We start from the raw sequence: 14,562 nt of genomic DNA, 5'->3' as shown, positions 1-14,562 counted from the left end.
AAAGTTTGGCAATGGTTCTATTCCTTTTCGATGGTAATAATTACTGTTTTTGAAGCAGGGGTGTTACTGATTCTTGCTTTGCTCTTTATTGGTACCAAAACATTGGTTTCAGGGAAATAAGTAGCGGTACATTTTCTTGGAATATCGTATGGAATTGCTAGAAATTTGTGTGCGTATCTTTTTTCTCCTTCAAAATGACTAATTAAGGTGACAAGATCTAATTTTTTTAGATTCATTTCTTCCATGTCATTTTCATTCATCAGTACAACACGACGTTCGTTAAGAATTCCTCGGTAGCGGTCATGCAAACCATAAATGGTTGTGTTGTATTGATCATGTGTCCTGATAGTCATCATCAAGAATTGATCTTTTTCAATTTTGATATCAGATATTTGATTACAAGTGAAATTTGCTTTTCCTGTTTCGGTTTTAGAATAATCGTTTGCTCGAGCACTATTTGGTAAGTAGAACCCTCCAGGAATTCGTACTCGATCATTGTAGTTTTCGAAACCAGGTATGGTGTTTTCTATTTTATCTCGTATCAAGTCGTAGTTACTGGCCAATTCAATCCAATTTGTGGTGCTGTTTTTTAACGTTGCATTTGCAATACCAGCTACAATGGCTGTTTCACTTTTCAAGGCCTCAGACAAAGGTGTAAGATGTCCGTTTGATTTTGAAACAACTCCCATAGAATTTTCTACAGTTACAAACTGTTCTCCCGTTGTTTGCATGTCTTTTTCTGATCTCCCTAGACATGGTAATATCAATGCTTGTTTGCCATGAATTAGATGACTTCGGTTGATTTTTGTAGAGACATGTACTGTTAAATTACAATTTCTGAGAGCTTCTGCAGTAAACTCCGTATCAGGAGTGGCACTGATGAAATTTCCGCCCATTCCTAAAAAGAATTTGGCCTTTTTTTGATGCATTGCTTCAATAGCTTCTACAACATCATATCCATGATGTCTAGGAGCTTGAAACTTGAATTCTTTCTCTAAACTTTCTAAAAAAGAAATCGGTGGCTTTTCCCAAATACCCATGGTTCTATCACCTTGCACATTGGAGTGACCACGAACAGGACAAGTACCAGCTCCCTTCTTACCAATACTACCTTTTAGTAATAAAATATTTACGAGTTCACGAATATTGTCGACTCCGTTTTTATGCTGAGTTAAGCCCATAGCCCAACAAATGATAATTTTTTTGTTTTTCGTAATGAGTTCTGCTGCGGCTTCTATTTGCTGTTTAGAAACACCAGACAAGGCAATCAACTCTTCAAGATTTTGTTTTTCTATATCGTTCACAAAATCGGAATAACCCAATGTATGTTCTTCAATGAAATCATAATCGAAAACAGTACCTGGATTTTCCTTTTCTTTTAGAACAAGCAGACATAAGATAGCTTTTAATAGAGCAACATCACCATTGATTTTTACTTGTAAATATAAATCGGTGATCGATGTTCCGCTACCTAACCACGAAAAGGGGTTTTGTGGATCTTTAAAATTCACCAACCCAACTTCTTTCAATGGGTTAATGCTAATTATTTTTCCACCATTTTTTTTGGTGCCTTCTAGTGCAGAAAGCATTCTAGGGTGGTTTGTGCCAGGATTTTGACCAATTACAATTACCAATTCGGCATGATTGAAATCTTCGAGGGTCACAGAGCCTTTACCAATTCCTAAGGTTTCAGATAGAGCTGCTCCGCTTGATTCATGACACATATTGGAACAATCTGGTAAATTGTTTGTTCCATATTGTCTTACAAATAATTGATATAAATATGCCGCTTCGTTACTAGTTCTACCAGAAGTGTAAAAAATGGCTTCATCCGGTGAGTCGAGTTGGTTCAATTCGGTTGCAATTATTTCAAAAGCCTTGTCCCAAGTGGTTTCTTCATAGTGAGTAGCTCCTTCTTTCAATAGCATAGGGTGGGTGATTCTCCCTTTCTTTCCTAATTCATAATCCGACAATTGAGCCAATTCGTCTATAGCATGTGTTGCAAAAAACAGGGGAGAAACACGATTTTTCGTAGCTTCTTCTGCGATTGCTTTTGCTCCGTTCTCACAATATTCTGCTAAGAAAGCTCTTTTTTCATCTGGATCTGGCCATGCACAACCTGGGCAATCGAATCCGTCTTTTTGATTCATTTTAGACAACAATCCGATTCCTTTTATCATACCCACTTCATTTTTGATATGCGTAAGAGCAGATTTTATTGCTGTAGGTCCCACAGAAACTTCAGGAACTTTGGTGAGTTGAATACCTGTTAATTTTTCAGGTGCTTGCGCATTGGTTTTTTTTTGAGTCATGAAAAAATTATAAAATGTGTTGTGGGTTTGCATATACGGTGGCTTTTCCGTTTCTAGAAAAACCAATAAGACAAATGCCTAATTCTTTAGCATAATCAACAGCAAGAGAAGAGCATGCTGAAACTGCAACAATAGTTGTTATTTTTGCAAAAAAGGCTTTTGAAATAATTTCGTAGGATACACGACCGCTTACCAGTAAAAATGAAGCGTCAGAAATTTTATTTGTGTTCAAAAGTTTTCCAATGCATTTATCTACTGCATTATGACGTCCGATATCTTCAAATAAACACAAGAAGTTATAAAATTTGTCGAAAATCACAGCAGCATGAGAGCCCCCTGTTAAATCGAAAGTATGTTGCTTTTCACGCATTACTTCAAACATTTCAGGAAGTTTATCAATATCTAGTAAAGCAGTAGATTTTAAACGTTTTTTTGAAGGGTTAATGTCATTTAATTCTTGTTTGCCGCAAATGCCGCAAGAAGATACAGACAAAAGTGAACGCTTGTTTAAATAAGCACCTCCTAATTCGGTTTCTGAAATATTGATATTTACTTTTGTAAAGCCATTGGTTTTTGTTTCAATTGAAATAATAGTTAAAGGTTGATTGCCTTTGTAAATATCCTCTGCAAAAAGTAATCCACGTAAAAAATGTACATCATTACCTGGTGTTCGCATTACCATGGTAAACGGTTCGTTATTGATGCTAATTTCTATTGGAGCTTCAATTACGAGGTAATCGTCTATTTCGATCGAATTCTCGTTTTGTTTTTTTAAGCTCTTATAGATTGATGTTTGCATAAAATTCCTTTTTTGTAAAATTAAGGAATTTAAAATCGAGTAGTAATCTGTATTTTGACCGAATTCTATGAATTGTTGTTTGTTCTGAGAAACAAAAAAGGATAGTTTTCACTATCCTTTTTACTAATTTTCTTCTAAGTCAATGATGACATTGTGTTTTTTTATTTCCTCTTGGTATTGTTCATAAGAGAATTCGTCTTTATGGAAGTTTTGTTTTCTTTGTTTTTTCATATTCAAACGATCTAAAGATCTAATAAATCTTCGTACACCTTCTTTACTGGTTAACTTCAATTTTGGCACTTCAGCATTGCTGCCATCTTCATTTTTGGCGACCATCAAAAAGTAAGAAGAGTTACAGTGTTTGATTTCACCTGTATGAATATTTTCTGAGGTTACGCGGATCCCAACCGTCATTGAAGTTCTACCTACATAGTTGACGCGAGCTTTAAGTGTTAATAATTCTCCAACCTCAACCGGGTTCAAGAAGTCTACCGTGTTGATTGATGCAGTAACACAATATTTTCCAGAGTATTTTGAACTACAAGCAAAAGCAATTTGATCCATTAAATTTAAAATGTAACCTCCGTGAATTTTTCCACTGAAATTTGAATTAGAAGGCAGCATCAATTCTGTAATAGTAACTGATGACTCTTTTGATGTTTTTACTTTTACTGACATGTTCAATCGTTTTATTTGTTGCAAAAATACGCATAATCTGTATGTATCTAATAGAATTTGATTCTTATGCTGTATTTTCGTGAGTTTGTAAAATTCAATTGCGAAAAATTCTGCAAAAGCAATTTTTAAACCTGTTTTTTTGCAGGATTAATACTGTAACTATTGGTTTTAGTGAAAATACATCAACAAAACATTAGATCTTACTACAAAATATGACAATTTTTTTTTCTTCGAGATCTGTCGTGAAAAATAAAAAAATGTTTCCGCCCTCTTTTATTTTTGTCTTTTTTCTAATAGTAGCTACGGTTTCTGGAAAGTTGCGTGTGGTAATATTGGCCTTTTTTTCAGGTAGTAATTTTGCTATTTTTTTTTTGTCATAGGTATGTATCGCCTCGATTTTAAAACTTCTACCAGGGAAATTCTCTTTTAACTCTTGTGAGGTATAGAGGTGTGAGTGTTGGTGAAGTTTTGATAGATTTAGTTGCGTGGCGATTTGTTGAAATGCTCCTGATTTTAAGATGGCTGAATTCGGTTCGTATAAAAATGCATTAGGTTTGGCATACGTTGCTTGAGTTACCGAACCATACTCGAAAGAGAATTCTTGTCTAGAATTTTTTAATAGGTTTACAGTCTTTACAGTGATTTTACCGTCGTAGTTTTTTTCTAATGAAAACAATAATTCTTTTACTTCGTTTGCAACAGCCACAATGTGAATTTCTTTTACGAACTGCAATTCATCAATCGTATTTGAAATATCGAGTATGGGAGAGTTTTTGATTAATATATTGTCACAATAATTGAAGAATACATCTAAGTTTACTGGGACATTTGGGACACAATCTTTTAGTAAAAAAACTTTTCCTTTGGCGTCATTTCTTCTGGACGGATCGATGTAAATCCAATCAAATTTTCTGTTGAGGTTTTGCAGCGTATTCAGACTGTCTCCTGCAATGGTTTTCATATTTGAAACACCGAATACATCACTATTGTATTGAACAATTTCTGCGAGTGCTGAATTCATTTCACAATGCACAACCTCTTTGAAAGTTTTAGAAAAATAGGTGCAGTCTATTCCAAATCCACCTGTTAAATCTATGATAGAATCTCCATGGATGATTTCGGTTTTGTAGAGAGCCGTTTTTCCTGATGAGGTTTGTTCTAAGTTTACTTTTTTTGGAAAAAAAATATGCTCCTGTTCAAACCATAACGGTAATTTATCTTTTGCTTTTTGTTTCCCTACAATTTGCTGTGCTAACTCTTGAATTGAAATATCTGTAAATGGACTTCCTTTTAGAATAAGAAGGTTGATATCTGTTTTTAGATTCGCGGCAATAAAATCTTGTACCTCTTCTCTAAAAATATTTCTATTGATATTATTCAAGGTTATTATAAATCTTTAGTTAAAGAGATGACGATTTTATTGTCAGATAAAAATTCTTTTAAAATAACTTTTATGGCTGTGTAACAAGGTACAGCAACGATCATCCCTGTGATTCCGAATAACAATCCACCAATCACAATAATTAAAAATATTTCCAAAGGATGCGATTTAACACTTTTAGAGAAGATAATAGGTTGACTAAAAAAGTTATCTACCAATTGAGCAATCATATAACCTAGCATTACATACATCGTGGTTGGTAAAGTTTCGTGTTGAAAGTTCAAACCTAAATTTTCTGTGATGGTAAGAATAAACATCAATGCACCACCAATCAAAGGACCGATGTAAGGAATTAAATTAAGCAGAGCGCAAATAAATGCAATGACGACCGCGTTTTCAATGCCAAAAATTAAAAGTACGGAAGTGTAAATTACGAACAATATGGTAATTTGCATCACCAAACCTAAGAAGTATCTAGACAATAACTCTTTGATTGTATTGATAGATTTTTCTACGCGTTTTTCATTTTTTTCCGGAATAAAAGCGAAAAAACTATTGTGTACAATTTTGCTGTCTTTTAATAAGAAAAATGAGATAAATAAAACAGAGAATAAGCCCATCGCTAAAGAGCCAATACCACTTATAATTGTGGTAAAAATATCGGGTATGTTTTTTAGTTTAGAAAGAAGGTCAAAACTTTTCAATTCGTCAAAAACATCAATTCCTTTATTCATAAAAAACGTATTGACTTTTTTGAATATTTGTTCAACTGTCGTTTTAAATTCATCTGTGTTTAAAAGTGATAGATTTTCACCTTGTTTTAAAACCAAAGGAATAAACATACCAACCAATCCCATTACTAAAATTAAAAAGAACGACATCGTAATTACTACCGCTATGGTATTTGGCATTTTTAATGTGTGACGAAAGAAGCGCATAAATGGTCTAGAAATAAGACTGATTACAGCTGCGATGATTAAATAAACTATTACCGATTGTACCGTGTATAAGAACCATAAAAAAAGTAAGGCTCCACAAACTGTTAAAAGAGCTCTAATGATTCCATTAGATAGTGTTTTGGCATTCATAGTTATTTATTTTGTTCGTAAGTTACAATATTAAGGAAATTCTATGAAAAACAGTGTCAAAACTAAGGTTTCAGTCGATTTTTTAAGATGATCTCTGCGGTATTGTTCTCTATAAAATTATCAGAAAAAACCTTTAACTCTTTGAAGAAAGAATCAAAATCAGCTTGAAAAGCATCATAGTGAACAACGAGATCTTCTTTTGCCAAATCCATTTGAGAAATCCCTTTGGTTCTTTTGTTCATGCCCCAAAGAATTTGAGAAATCCCTTCTATGGTTCTGTAATTATACAACCAATTTTGTTCTTTCATATAGGGCAATAAATATTGCGTTTTATCGGGTAAAATCTCAAAATATTCATGTAGTAAAGTATAGCTGTTTTCTGAGAATTCTGCCAAGGAAATAGCAGCGTAATTTTGCCAATCTTTTGCTAGATAATGATCGTAGAGAATATCGATAATTACTGATTTAAAATGACGGTAACGATCGTTGAGTCTACGTTTGCTTTGTTTCACAATTTCATGTGAATCGGTAAAGGTATCAATCGCACGGTGGTGAATGATTCCTTTTTGAACCTCAAAAGGCAAATGATCGTATTGAGAACCTTTAATCGCATCTGCAATAAAATTACCAATTTTTCTTTCAGGATGATCGTTTGCTAAATAGAGGTGGGCTAAAAAATTCATATGCTCAAAGTACAAAAAAATACATCCCTAATATTTTTTATTAGAGATAAAACACATGTTATTTTCTAGGAAATAAAAATTGCAATTGAAAACGAGTAGACCATTCACCATAACTGTCTGGACGAACCGAGTTATAGTAAACGTGCGCGTTAAAATTTATGGGTAATTTACCTACTTTAAATACTTTTCCGAAACCTCCGCCGAAAGGAACAATCCATTTTTGTCCACTAGTGGCGTTCCAATTCGCTGTTATAATTGGACCTGAGACCAAATACCAAGCTTTAGGCAAATTATAGTTTACAAAATATTGAAACAAAAATTTGTTTTCTGCGACGTCTCCAAATGTCCATACGTTGTTTGTAACAACACCTGCTACCCATTTGTCGATCATGGTCAAGGCAACTATTGAAGGACCAATACCAAATTCACCAGATCCGAAATTGCTATTGGTTGCTGTGGGAATTTGCAATGCAGGACCCACTCCGTAAATTATTTTTCCTCCTTTTTTCGGAGAAATCCATGCTGAATAACTAGTGTCTCCTAAACCAGTACTGCTCTTGTCTACAAGATTATCAGGTTGTGAAATCACCGGCATGATAATTCTATTGATTAGGTTTAAGTTTTTGGTCAAACTAACCGGAATTACAGGTTGAATATTCATTACATTCTGGGGCCTTTTATGCGGTCCGTTTCCGAATGTGGTATTGTTTTGAAAAGGTAAACTATACATAGCAGCTAATGGATTTTGCGTGGCTTTTGCCAAAGCTGCTTTTTCAGATTCTTCAGAGGTTTGCGCTGAAAGGATGTTGCAACAGATTGCAATTGATAAATAGAATAGCTTTTTCATGTGAATTGATTTGTTAGGTGAAATTACAAAAATCTAATTTAGTAGCATAAAAGATAATAACGTAAGAATTTGAAGGTTTTTCTAGTTTTATACGAAGATGAAATATCAGTATTTGTTAAAAATAGAAGATGGTAAAACTCCAAATTGAGTTTTGAAATCTAGTGCAAACTGACCTGAATGCCAAAACCCATACTTATTAGCAACTGTTGAAATATCAAGATTCTGCTCTTTTGCAACAGTGAGTTCATTTCTGATTTTATGAAGTTTGGTCGCTTTTATGTATTCACTAGGTGAAACTTGAAATCTTTCTAAAAAAGCATATTCTAATGTGCGCTCACTTACATTTGTTAAGCTACATAATTCACTGATAGAAGGTGTGAGTTCGGTTTGAAAATTTATTATTTCAATAGCATCTGATAATGCTTTGTCTCTTTTTCTTTTTTTCGGTTTGCTATTTGTACTATAATCAATATTTATATATTTTAATAGAGGTGTTACCAGATTATCTAATAAGAATAAATGTAATTGATTATTCTCAATACCTTTGGATTGTTGAATCATTGCTCGTTGAAGAAACTTTTCAGCGTTTTGAAGAAAAGTTAATGCAAATCTTTGATCTAGGTGAAAAATATGTTGATTTCCTTCAAATACGAGGAGGGCTTTGTTGAGTGCTAGTTTTTCTAATAAGAGAAATAGATACTCTTCTTTAATATCCAAAATAAATATTTCAAATCCATCAAACGATACAGCATCTAAATTTCTGTTTTTCGGAAAAATTAATAGTTGATTATTGGTTACATTTTTACCTAACCAATTAAAACTCCCATTTTTTAAATTAGGAATTACGATAGATCTAAACCCTTTAGGAGATAAACCATATTGATCTATTTTTCCGTTTAAACTTGTTTTACTTAATTGAATAGTATCACTTAGATACATATTTAAATAAACGTAAAAATTTGTTTTACTAAGTACTCTAAAATCTACATCCCAATTTTGGGTGAATTCTTGATAGTGGTCGTAATCTGTAAATTCAGCCTTAAAAATCGACATTTTTAATTGATATAATTATTTGAATTCAAATTAAATGAAAAAATAGGATATACAGTGTAGTTCTTCAAATTTTGTAATTTTGAATCAAATTTGATGATCAGTATCTGATTCATTGATTTATAAATATAATAATTTAGAGTCGAGATAGTTTAAGTTATTTGTATTCTTATTGATAGTTTGTTTTTGCGGATTTTTGATCTTTTGATGTAATGTAATGTGCATTTTTTGAAGTTCTTTTCTTGTTTTAGTAGTTTTGAAATGAGAGCTAATTATATCTATGAATAACAATTTTATTTTAAATATAAATAGTATCTTATTACGTTGAAAATTAATAAAATAAATAATTATGAAAGAAATGAAAAAAGGATTATCAATGATCCTCGGACTCTTGGCAATGATTTCGGTTTCAGGCCAAGAAATAGTGCAGGATCCCGAGTATTACATACTAAAAGCACAACATGGGGATAAGTGGAAAAAACAAAATTCTGAAATTGCAAAAAAATTAAAAAAATTAAAAAAGAAACACGGAACGACTCCAAATATAATATACATTATGTGGGATGACACTCCAGTGGGTGAGGTTGGGATGCCTGCTTTACAGCAATTGAGAGGCTTTAAAACTCCTGAAATAAATGCATTGGCATCTGAAGGAATTAATTTTACAAGAATGTATACAGAGCCTTCTTGTACACAAAGTAGAGCAGCAGCATTAACTGGTAGACATTCTGTTAGGACTGGTTTAACGCAGGTTGGATTTCCTTTCGAGTATGGTGGTTTAAGAGATTCTGAGGTTACTATTGCCGAGGTTTTATCGAAAGCGGGTTATGCCACTGCGTTTTATGGAAAAGCGCATGTAGGTGATATTGAAGAAAGTTATATGACGAATCAGGGTTTTGATGAGGCAAATTGGAACCCATATAATCAATTCCCAGTTATTTATGGGCCAAAAGCCGAAGTAGCTGGAGGAGTATTACCAACTACAACAAACCCAGAGATTTATCCTGAAGATCCTTATGACATGGATAAGGAATGGAGAACAATGGGACATGTTGCTGCGCTAGAAGGAACCAAAGGAGGGCCTGTGCGAGAAGTTGTTCAGCCAGGAGATTTACCAGGATGGTATAAAAACATGGAAGCTCAAAAAGATAGAACATTGGCGTTTATCGATAAAAATGTTGAAGCTAAGAAACCTTTTTTCATTGCATATTGGCCTGAGTTAATTGCATTTGTACCTTTTCCAGAAAGAAAAACACTGTCTGGAGGATTTCTTCAAGAAGGTTTGGTAAGATTTGATCCTTTTGTTGGGAAATTAAAGAAACATTTAAAAGATAAAGGTATTGCCGAAAACACGCTTGTAATTTTAATGGCAGATAATGGACCGATGACTCATAATGGTCCTCCGGGAATGGTTGAAACTTTGTATCGAGGAGGTAAAGGAGATTATTTAGAAGGAGGAGTTCGCGTTCCTGCGATTGCGTGGTGGCCAGGAATGATTGCTCCAAATCAAACAGTAGGCGATATTATTCATGAAACGGATTGGTTTACAACGTTTGCTAAGTTGGCTGGAGCTGAAAAACATATTCCTACAGATAGAGTTATTGATGGCGTAAATCAAACTTCATTATTGTTAAACGGAGATTCTTTTAGTAGAAGAGATTATGTGCATATTTATACAGGAGAAGTATATGCTGCAACCGTAAAAGGAAGATTCAAGCGTCATTGGGTCGGTGATTTACCGGGTTTAAGCGGAGCTTCGTTTTATGATTTGTATAATGATCCTCGAGAGGTACAACCAAAAATGTTACCTGGTTTTACAACTAAAGGTATGTTTAATGCGATGCGAGCTCGTCATGAATTATGGAATGAAAAATACCCTCATTCAATAGAAGCAAGAGGTTTCCCATTCACAAATATTGAAAATGCACGACCAGAAACGATCAAAGCATCAAAGCCAAGATTTAACCAAAAAGATGTTCCTTTCGACGTACAAGAGGTAATGAAAAGAACGAAGGACTTAAAAGAGTTTGAGGCTAATTGGGGTATAGAATAATTGATAGAAGTTTATAATTATATAGTTCATAAAAAAATCCCTCTTTAAAAGAGGGATTTTATTTTGTAAACTATTTCTTCACAAAAGGACTATTGAGAACAGGTACAATCTGTAAGCGAATATTCCAAATATTAGCCAAATTGTTTGGGCGAACAATACTATACTGAGGTTCGAACCTCATTTTTAATGGAGTACTACCAATTCTAATGGTTTTGGTAACTCCGAGTCCAATAGGTATCGTCAAAGCCTCATTGCTTTTTTTTGTCCAGTCAACAGAAATTGTTGGTCCCATTCCAAGAGACATGGTTCCCAAGTTGCGTCTAAAAACATATTGTAAATCCATTTTAGAAACATTCTTTCTATTGGTATCTCCTGTATAAGACCACCATTGTTGTAATAGAATTCCTTTCGACCATTTTTTTGAAAGGTGAAATAGCATTAGAGCTGGACCCGCTTGGTATTTACCACTACCTAATTCAGATTTCGCTGCAGTAGGAAATACGAATGTGGCTCCAGTTCCCCAAACCCAACCTGTTGCATTCCCTGGGCCTATAAGTGTAATCATTTGTATGTCTCCTAATCCAGTAGAGGTTGTTTTACCAAATGGATCGACAGAAAAGTTAGGGTAAGTTACTAATGGAATTACCGGTCTTGCGGTAAAAACAGCGTTTTTTCCTACGGGAATTGGTAAGGCAGGTTGAAAGAAAAATGAGTTCGAGACAAAGTTGTTGTCAACTCCCTCTTTTTCAGAGATAGTTAAATTTTCTTGAAATACCAACGACCACATTTTAGCCAATGGGTTGTCTAATTTTCTGCTAATTTCAGCGAGGTCATCTATTGAGGTGTTATTTTTCTGTGAATAAATGATTTGCACCATAAGTAGCATGAAAAGTAAAAAGAAAGTTTGTTTCAAACTATTTGGGTTTAAAAAACAACAGCCTTAATATTTGATATTAAGGCTGTGTGTTTGATAATTATTTTTTTATTTACCTGTATTGAAAGTGTTTTTTACAGTTTTTTGATATTGAAGACTTTCTGGTCTCAGGTTTGTGATTCCTTCGAAAGGAACTCCATGTCTTGTTGGTGTGAATGGATATTTTTCATTCATCAAGTCATGACGTTTTTTCATCATGTCAAATGGTCCCCAAGCCCATAAAAACTGAGCCATCATACCTCTGATTTCTTTAGGGTCTTGATACAAGTCATAAAAGTCATTTTTCACCAGTCCAGGCCTTCCTCCTAACCAAACTCTTTTGTATTGTTGTTTGATAGTAGCTGCATGATAAGGTCCTGTATAAACATGGTGGTAATCTCTTCTTGATTGTCCGTCTCCATACAAAAATACAGCCGTTTGATCAATACCGTCAATAATTCGGTCTCTAGGAATGTATTTAGTTCCTCCACCCAATCTTGCAAATGTTGTAAATAAATCGTGACACGTAATGATATCTCCAACAATAGTTCCTTTTTCGATAACACCAGGCCATTCAGCAAAGGCAGCTACTCGAATACCACCTTCTCTGTAATCTCCTTTTCCTCCAGAGAAAACAGTTTGATACATTGCTGCAGGTGCTTCGGTCATTGGCCCATTATCAGCCATGGCAATTACCAACGTGTTTTCAGAAATTCCTTGTTTTTTCAATTCATCTAAGATTTCTCCAATATGTCTATCAAGTCTTTCTACATTATGAGAGTATGGACTACCATTACTAGCAGTAATATCAAGACCATTTCTGTTTAGGTCATACATATTTGGCCAATATGCAAGATAGAAAGGTTTGTCTTCTTTCGCTTTTCTTTTTATGAAGTCTAGCGCTTTTTCTTGGTGGATATCAATTAACTTTCTATAATTTTCAAGGCTAGGAGGTAAAGTTTCTTTTGCTTTTTCACCTTTTTTTCCTTCTACATCCATAATGTATCCATAAGGTCTCCAGGTTTTGTCAACTAAATATTTTTTTTCAGTCATAGATTCCGTGTATCCTATCGTCATCATTCCAGCTTGACCAGATTCATGCCAAAAAATTGGAGGGAATTGGTTGTATAATGAAAATTGAGCTTCGTCAAATCCTTGGTTGTGCATATAACTTTCTTCAATATCTCCTTGATGTGCTTTTGCAAAAAAACCAGTGCTATAACCGGCTTCAGAAAGAATCTCTGCGATTGTAACTTCTTCGGCAGGTAGTCCAGCTCCTTCAGGAGGGAAAGCTACCGTATACATTCCACTTCTTACGGCAAGCCTACCGGTTAAACATGCTGCTCTGGTTGGGGTACAAGATGGCTCAGTATACATTCTTGTGAAAATAATTCCATCTTGTCCCATTTTATTCAATCTTGGAGTATCGTAACCTCTAATTTTATTAAAAACAGGAATACCAACTTCTCCAAAACTATTGTCATCCCACATGATATGAACAATATTTGGTTTTTTACCGAAACGTTTTTCTAGTTTTTTTAATTTCTTGTCAATGTCTTTGTCTTGTTTGGCCCAAGCATTTCCATATTGCTCTTCTAAGATTGCTTGCTCTGCATCGTGAATGATTTTTTGCGCATTTAAAGTAAGTGCACTAAAACCTAACACAAAGAGAGATAGTAAAGTAGTTTTCTTTTTAATCATGATTCATTTTTTTAATTATACTAGTCTAAATTACTTGAATTTCAAAACTCAAAACATCAAAATTCCGCAATACGGTTTTAACTTAAGTTTATAAATCTTATATTTGAGAAAAGCTATGTACTATGATTCACGTAAAATCAGAATTTTCAAATTTCGAATTGTTTAGTGAAGCTGCGAAGAATTGGGATATTGATTTTCGTTTACTCAGCAGCAATGATTTTAGAGCAACCTTGACAATGTTTGCTACAGAATCTTTTCAGATAAGTAGAACAAGTCTGCAAGGTAAAATTGATCAATATGGAAAGACGCCAGAAGGATTTCGGTCGATTGTAATTCCTGCCAATGCAGCAATTACATATTCTTGGCTGCATAAAGAGGTTGATGGTAGTAATATTTTGATTTTCCCTAAAGACGGTACGTTAGATTCGGTTTCTTACGAAGGCTTTGATGTGTTTGTTGTTGATGTTCGAGAAACCTTGATTGATGATTTTATTCATATTATGGGAATGGTAAACTTACCATCAGTTTTTAATCAGTCAGAGCAATATATTCATTTATCAACTGCGTATTTTCAAGAATTTAATAAACTCACAAATTATTTGTTGCATGAAAATTTATCAGAGCCGTTGAGTGCACAATTGAGCAATCAAATCATTCATAGTTTGTTGTCTTATCTTAATAAGTCAACTTTTATGGAAAGACTACAATTACTATCAAAAAGTCAGTTGGCTGTTACTAAAGCGGTCGATTTTATTCATCAAAATGTTGGTGAAAAGATTTTTTTAAAAGAATTGTGTAAAGAGACGGGTATGAGTGAACGAAGCTTAGAATATGGTTTTAAAAAGAAATACCATATTTCACCGAGTCAATACATTAAGGCCTACAAACTAAATGAAGTGAAAAAAGAATTGATTGCATTTAGAGGCTCCGGGATTAAAATTTCGACTATTGCTGGGAAGTATGATTTTTGGCACATGGGCCAATTTGCCAATGATTTTAAAAAACATTTTGGTGTGTTGCCCTCAGATGTTTATTTGAGAAATGTGAAGGTTTAAAA

Annotated in this window: 12 protein-coding genes; 2 read left to right on the top strand and 10 right to left on the bottom strand. The window is 33.9% G+C overall.

Annotated features, from left to right (window positions below):
- Positions 1–17: 17 nt before the first annotated feature.
- From F6P99_RS12925 to F6P99_RS12890, 8 genes are all read right to left on the bottom strand, one after another.
- The gene (locus F6P99_RS12925; protein WP_152287915.1) at positions 18–2,312 is read right to left on the bottom strand and encodes an FdhF/YdeP family oxidoreductase; all 2,295 of its coding nucleotides are present in this window, start codon (positions 2,310–2,312) and stop codon (positions 18–20) included.
- 7 nt (positions 2,313–2,319) lie between these two features.
- Positions 2,320–3,111 carry a formate dehydrogenase accessory sulfurtransferase FdhD gene (gene fdhD, locus F6P99_RS12920; protein ID WP_152287914.1) on the bottom strand — a complete coding sequence of 264 codons (792 nt, stop codon included), beginning with the start codon at positions 3,109–3,111 and terminating at the stop codon, positions 2,320–2,322.
- 123 nt (positions 3,112–3,234) lie between these two features.
- A complete protein-coding gene (locus F6P99_RS12915) occupies positions 3,235–3,789 on the bottom strand; it encodes an acyl-CoA thioesterase (RefSeq protein ID WP_152287913.1) in 555 nt (184 codons plus the stop codon).
- Between the two features lie 193 nt (positions 3,790–3,982).
- A complete protein-coding gene (locus F6P99_RS12910) occupies positions 3,983–5,170 on the bottom strand; it encodes a class I SAM-dependent methyltransferase (RefSeq protein ID WP_317162589.1) in 1,188 nt (395 codons plus the stop codon).
- A gap of 5 nt (positions 5,171–5,175) precedes the next feature.
- A complete protein-coding gene (locus F6P99_RS12905; RefSeq protein WP_152287912.1) occupies positions 5,176–6,258 on the bottom strand; it encodes an AI-2E family transporter in 1,083 nt (360 codons plus the stop codon).
- A 62-nt stretch (positions 6,259–6,320) separates the two neighbouring features.
- A complete protein-coding gene (locus F6P99_RS12900) occupies positions 6,321–6,941 on the bottom strand; it encodes an acyl carrier protein phosphodiesterase (RefSeq protein ID WP_152287911.1) in 621 nt (206 codons plus the stop codon).
- A 58-nt stretch (positions 6,942–6,999) separates the two neighbouring features.
- Positions 7,000–7,788 (bottom strand): neuromedin U, encoded by a 789-nt coding sequence (locus F6P99_RS12895; protein WP_152287910.1) that lies wholly within the window; start codon positions 7,786–7,788, stop codon positions 7,000–7,002.
- A gap of 105 nt (positions 7,789–7,893) precedes the next feature.
- Positions 7,894–8,841 carry a helix-turn-helix domain-containing protein gene (locus tag F6P99_RS12890; RefSeq protein ID WP_152287909.1) on the bottom strand — a complete coding sequence of 316 codons (948 nt, stop codon included), beginning with the start codon at positions 8,839–8,841 and terminating at the stop codon, positions 7,894–7,896.
- A gap of 346 nt (positions 8,842–9,187) precedes the next feature.
- Between F6P99_RS12890 and F6P99_RS12885 the strand changes: the two genes are divergently transcribed.
- Entirely contained in the window at positions 9,188–10,891 is a 1,704-nt protein-coding gene (locus tag F6P99_RS12885) for a sulfatase-like hydrolase/transferase (RefSeq protein ID WP_226913084.1), read from the top strand.
- 70 nt (positions 10,892–10,961) lie between these two features.
- Here F6P99_RS12885 and F6P99_RS12880 read toward each other — a convergent pair whose 3' ends face one another.
- Positions 10,962–11,804 carry a hypothetical protein gene (locus tag F6P99_RS12880; RefSeq protein WP_193316081.1) on the bottom strand — a complete coding sequence of 281 codons (843 nt, stop codon included), beginning with the start codon at positions 11,802–11,804 and terminating at the stop codon, positions 10,962–10,964.
- A gap of 69 nt (positions 11,805–11,873) precedes the next feature.
- The gene (locus tag F6P99_RS12875) at positions 11,874–13,505 is read right to left on the bottom strand and encodes a sulfatase-like hydrolase/transferase (RefSeq protein WP_152287907.1); all 1,632 of its coding nucleotides are present in this window, start codon (positions 13,503–13,505) and stop codon (positions 11,874–11,876) included.
- A gap of 122 nt (positions 13,506–13,627) precedes the next feature.
- Between F6P99_RS12875 and F6P99_RS12870 the strand changes: the two genes are divergently transcribed.
- Entirely contained in the window at positions 13,628–14,560 is a 933-nt protein-coding gene (locus tag F6P99_RS12870; protein ID WP_152287906.1) for a helix-turn-helix domain-containing protein, read from the top strand.
- The last annotated feature ends 2 nt before the right edge of the window (positions 14,561–14,562 follow it).

The organism is Flavicella marina (assembly GCF_009193215.1).
GTDB classification, from domain to species: Bacteria; Bacteroidota; Bacteroidia; order Flavobacteriales; family Flavobacteriaceae; genus Flavicella; species Flavicella marina.
This window is presented reverse-complemented; position numbering and strand designations above follow the sequence as displayed.

Excerpts from the sequence above, each read along its gene's own strand:
- F6P99_RS12925 (WP_152287915.1), bottom strand. The coding sequence starts at position 2,312 with ATGACTCAAAAAAAAACCAATGCGCAAGCACCTGAAAAATTAACAGGT.
- fdhD (WP_152287914.1), bottom strand. The coding sequence starts at position 3,111 with ATGCAAACATCAATCTATAAGAGCTTAAAAAAACAAAACGAGAATTCG.
- F6P99_RS12915 (WP_152287913.1), bottom strand. The coding sequence starts at position 3,789 with ATGTCAGTAAAAGTAAAAACATCAAAAGAGTCATCAGTTACTATTACA.
- F6P99_RS12905 (WP_152287912.1), bottom strand. The coding sequence starts at position 6,258 with ATGAATGCCAAAACACTATCTAATGGAATCATTAGAGCTCTTTTAACA.
- F6P99_RS12900 (WP_152287911.1), bottom strand. The coding sequence starts at position 6,941 with ATGAATTTTTTAGCCCACCTCTATTTAGCAAACGATCATCCTGAAAGA.
- F6P99_RS12895 (WP_152287910.1), bottom strand. The coding sequence starts at position 7,788 with ATGAAAAAGCTATTCTATTTATCAATTGCAATCTGTTGCAACATCCTT.
- F6P99_RS12890 (WP_152287909.1), bottom strand. The coding sequence starts at position 8,841 with ATGTCGATTTTTAAGGCTGAATTTACAGATTACGACCACTATCAAGAA.
- F6P99_RS12885 (WP_226913084.1), top strand. The coding sequence starts at position 9,188 with ATGAAAGAAATGAAAAAAGGATTATCAATGATCCTCGGACTCTTGGCA.
- F6P99_RS12875 (WP_152287907.1), bottom strand. The coding sequence starts at position 13,505 with ATGATTAAAAAGAAAACTACTTTACTATCTCTCTTTGTGTTAGGTTTT.
- F6P99_RS12870 (WP_152287906.1), top strand. The coding sequence starts at position 13,628 with ATGATTCACGTAAAATCAGAATTTTCAAATTTCGAATTGTTTAGTGAA.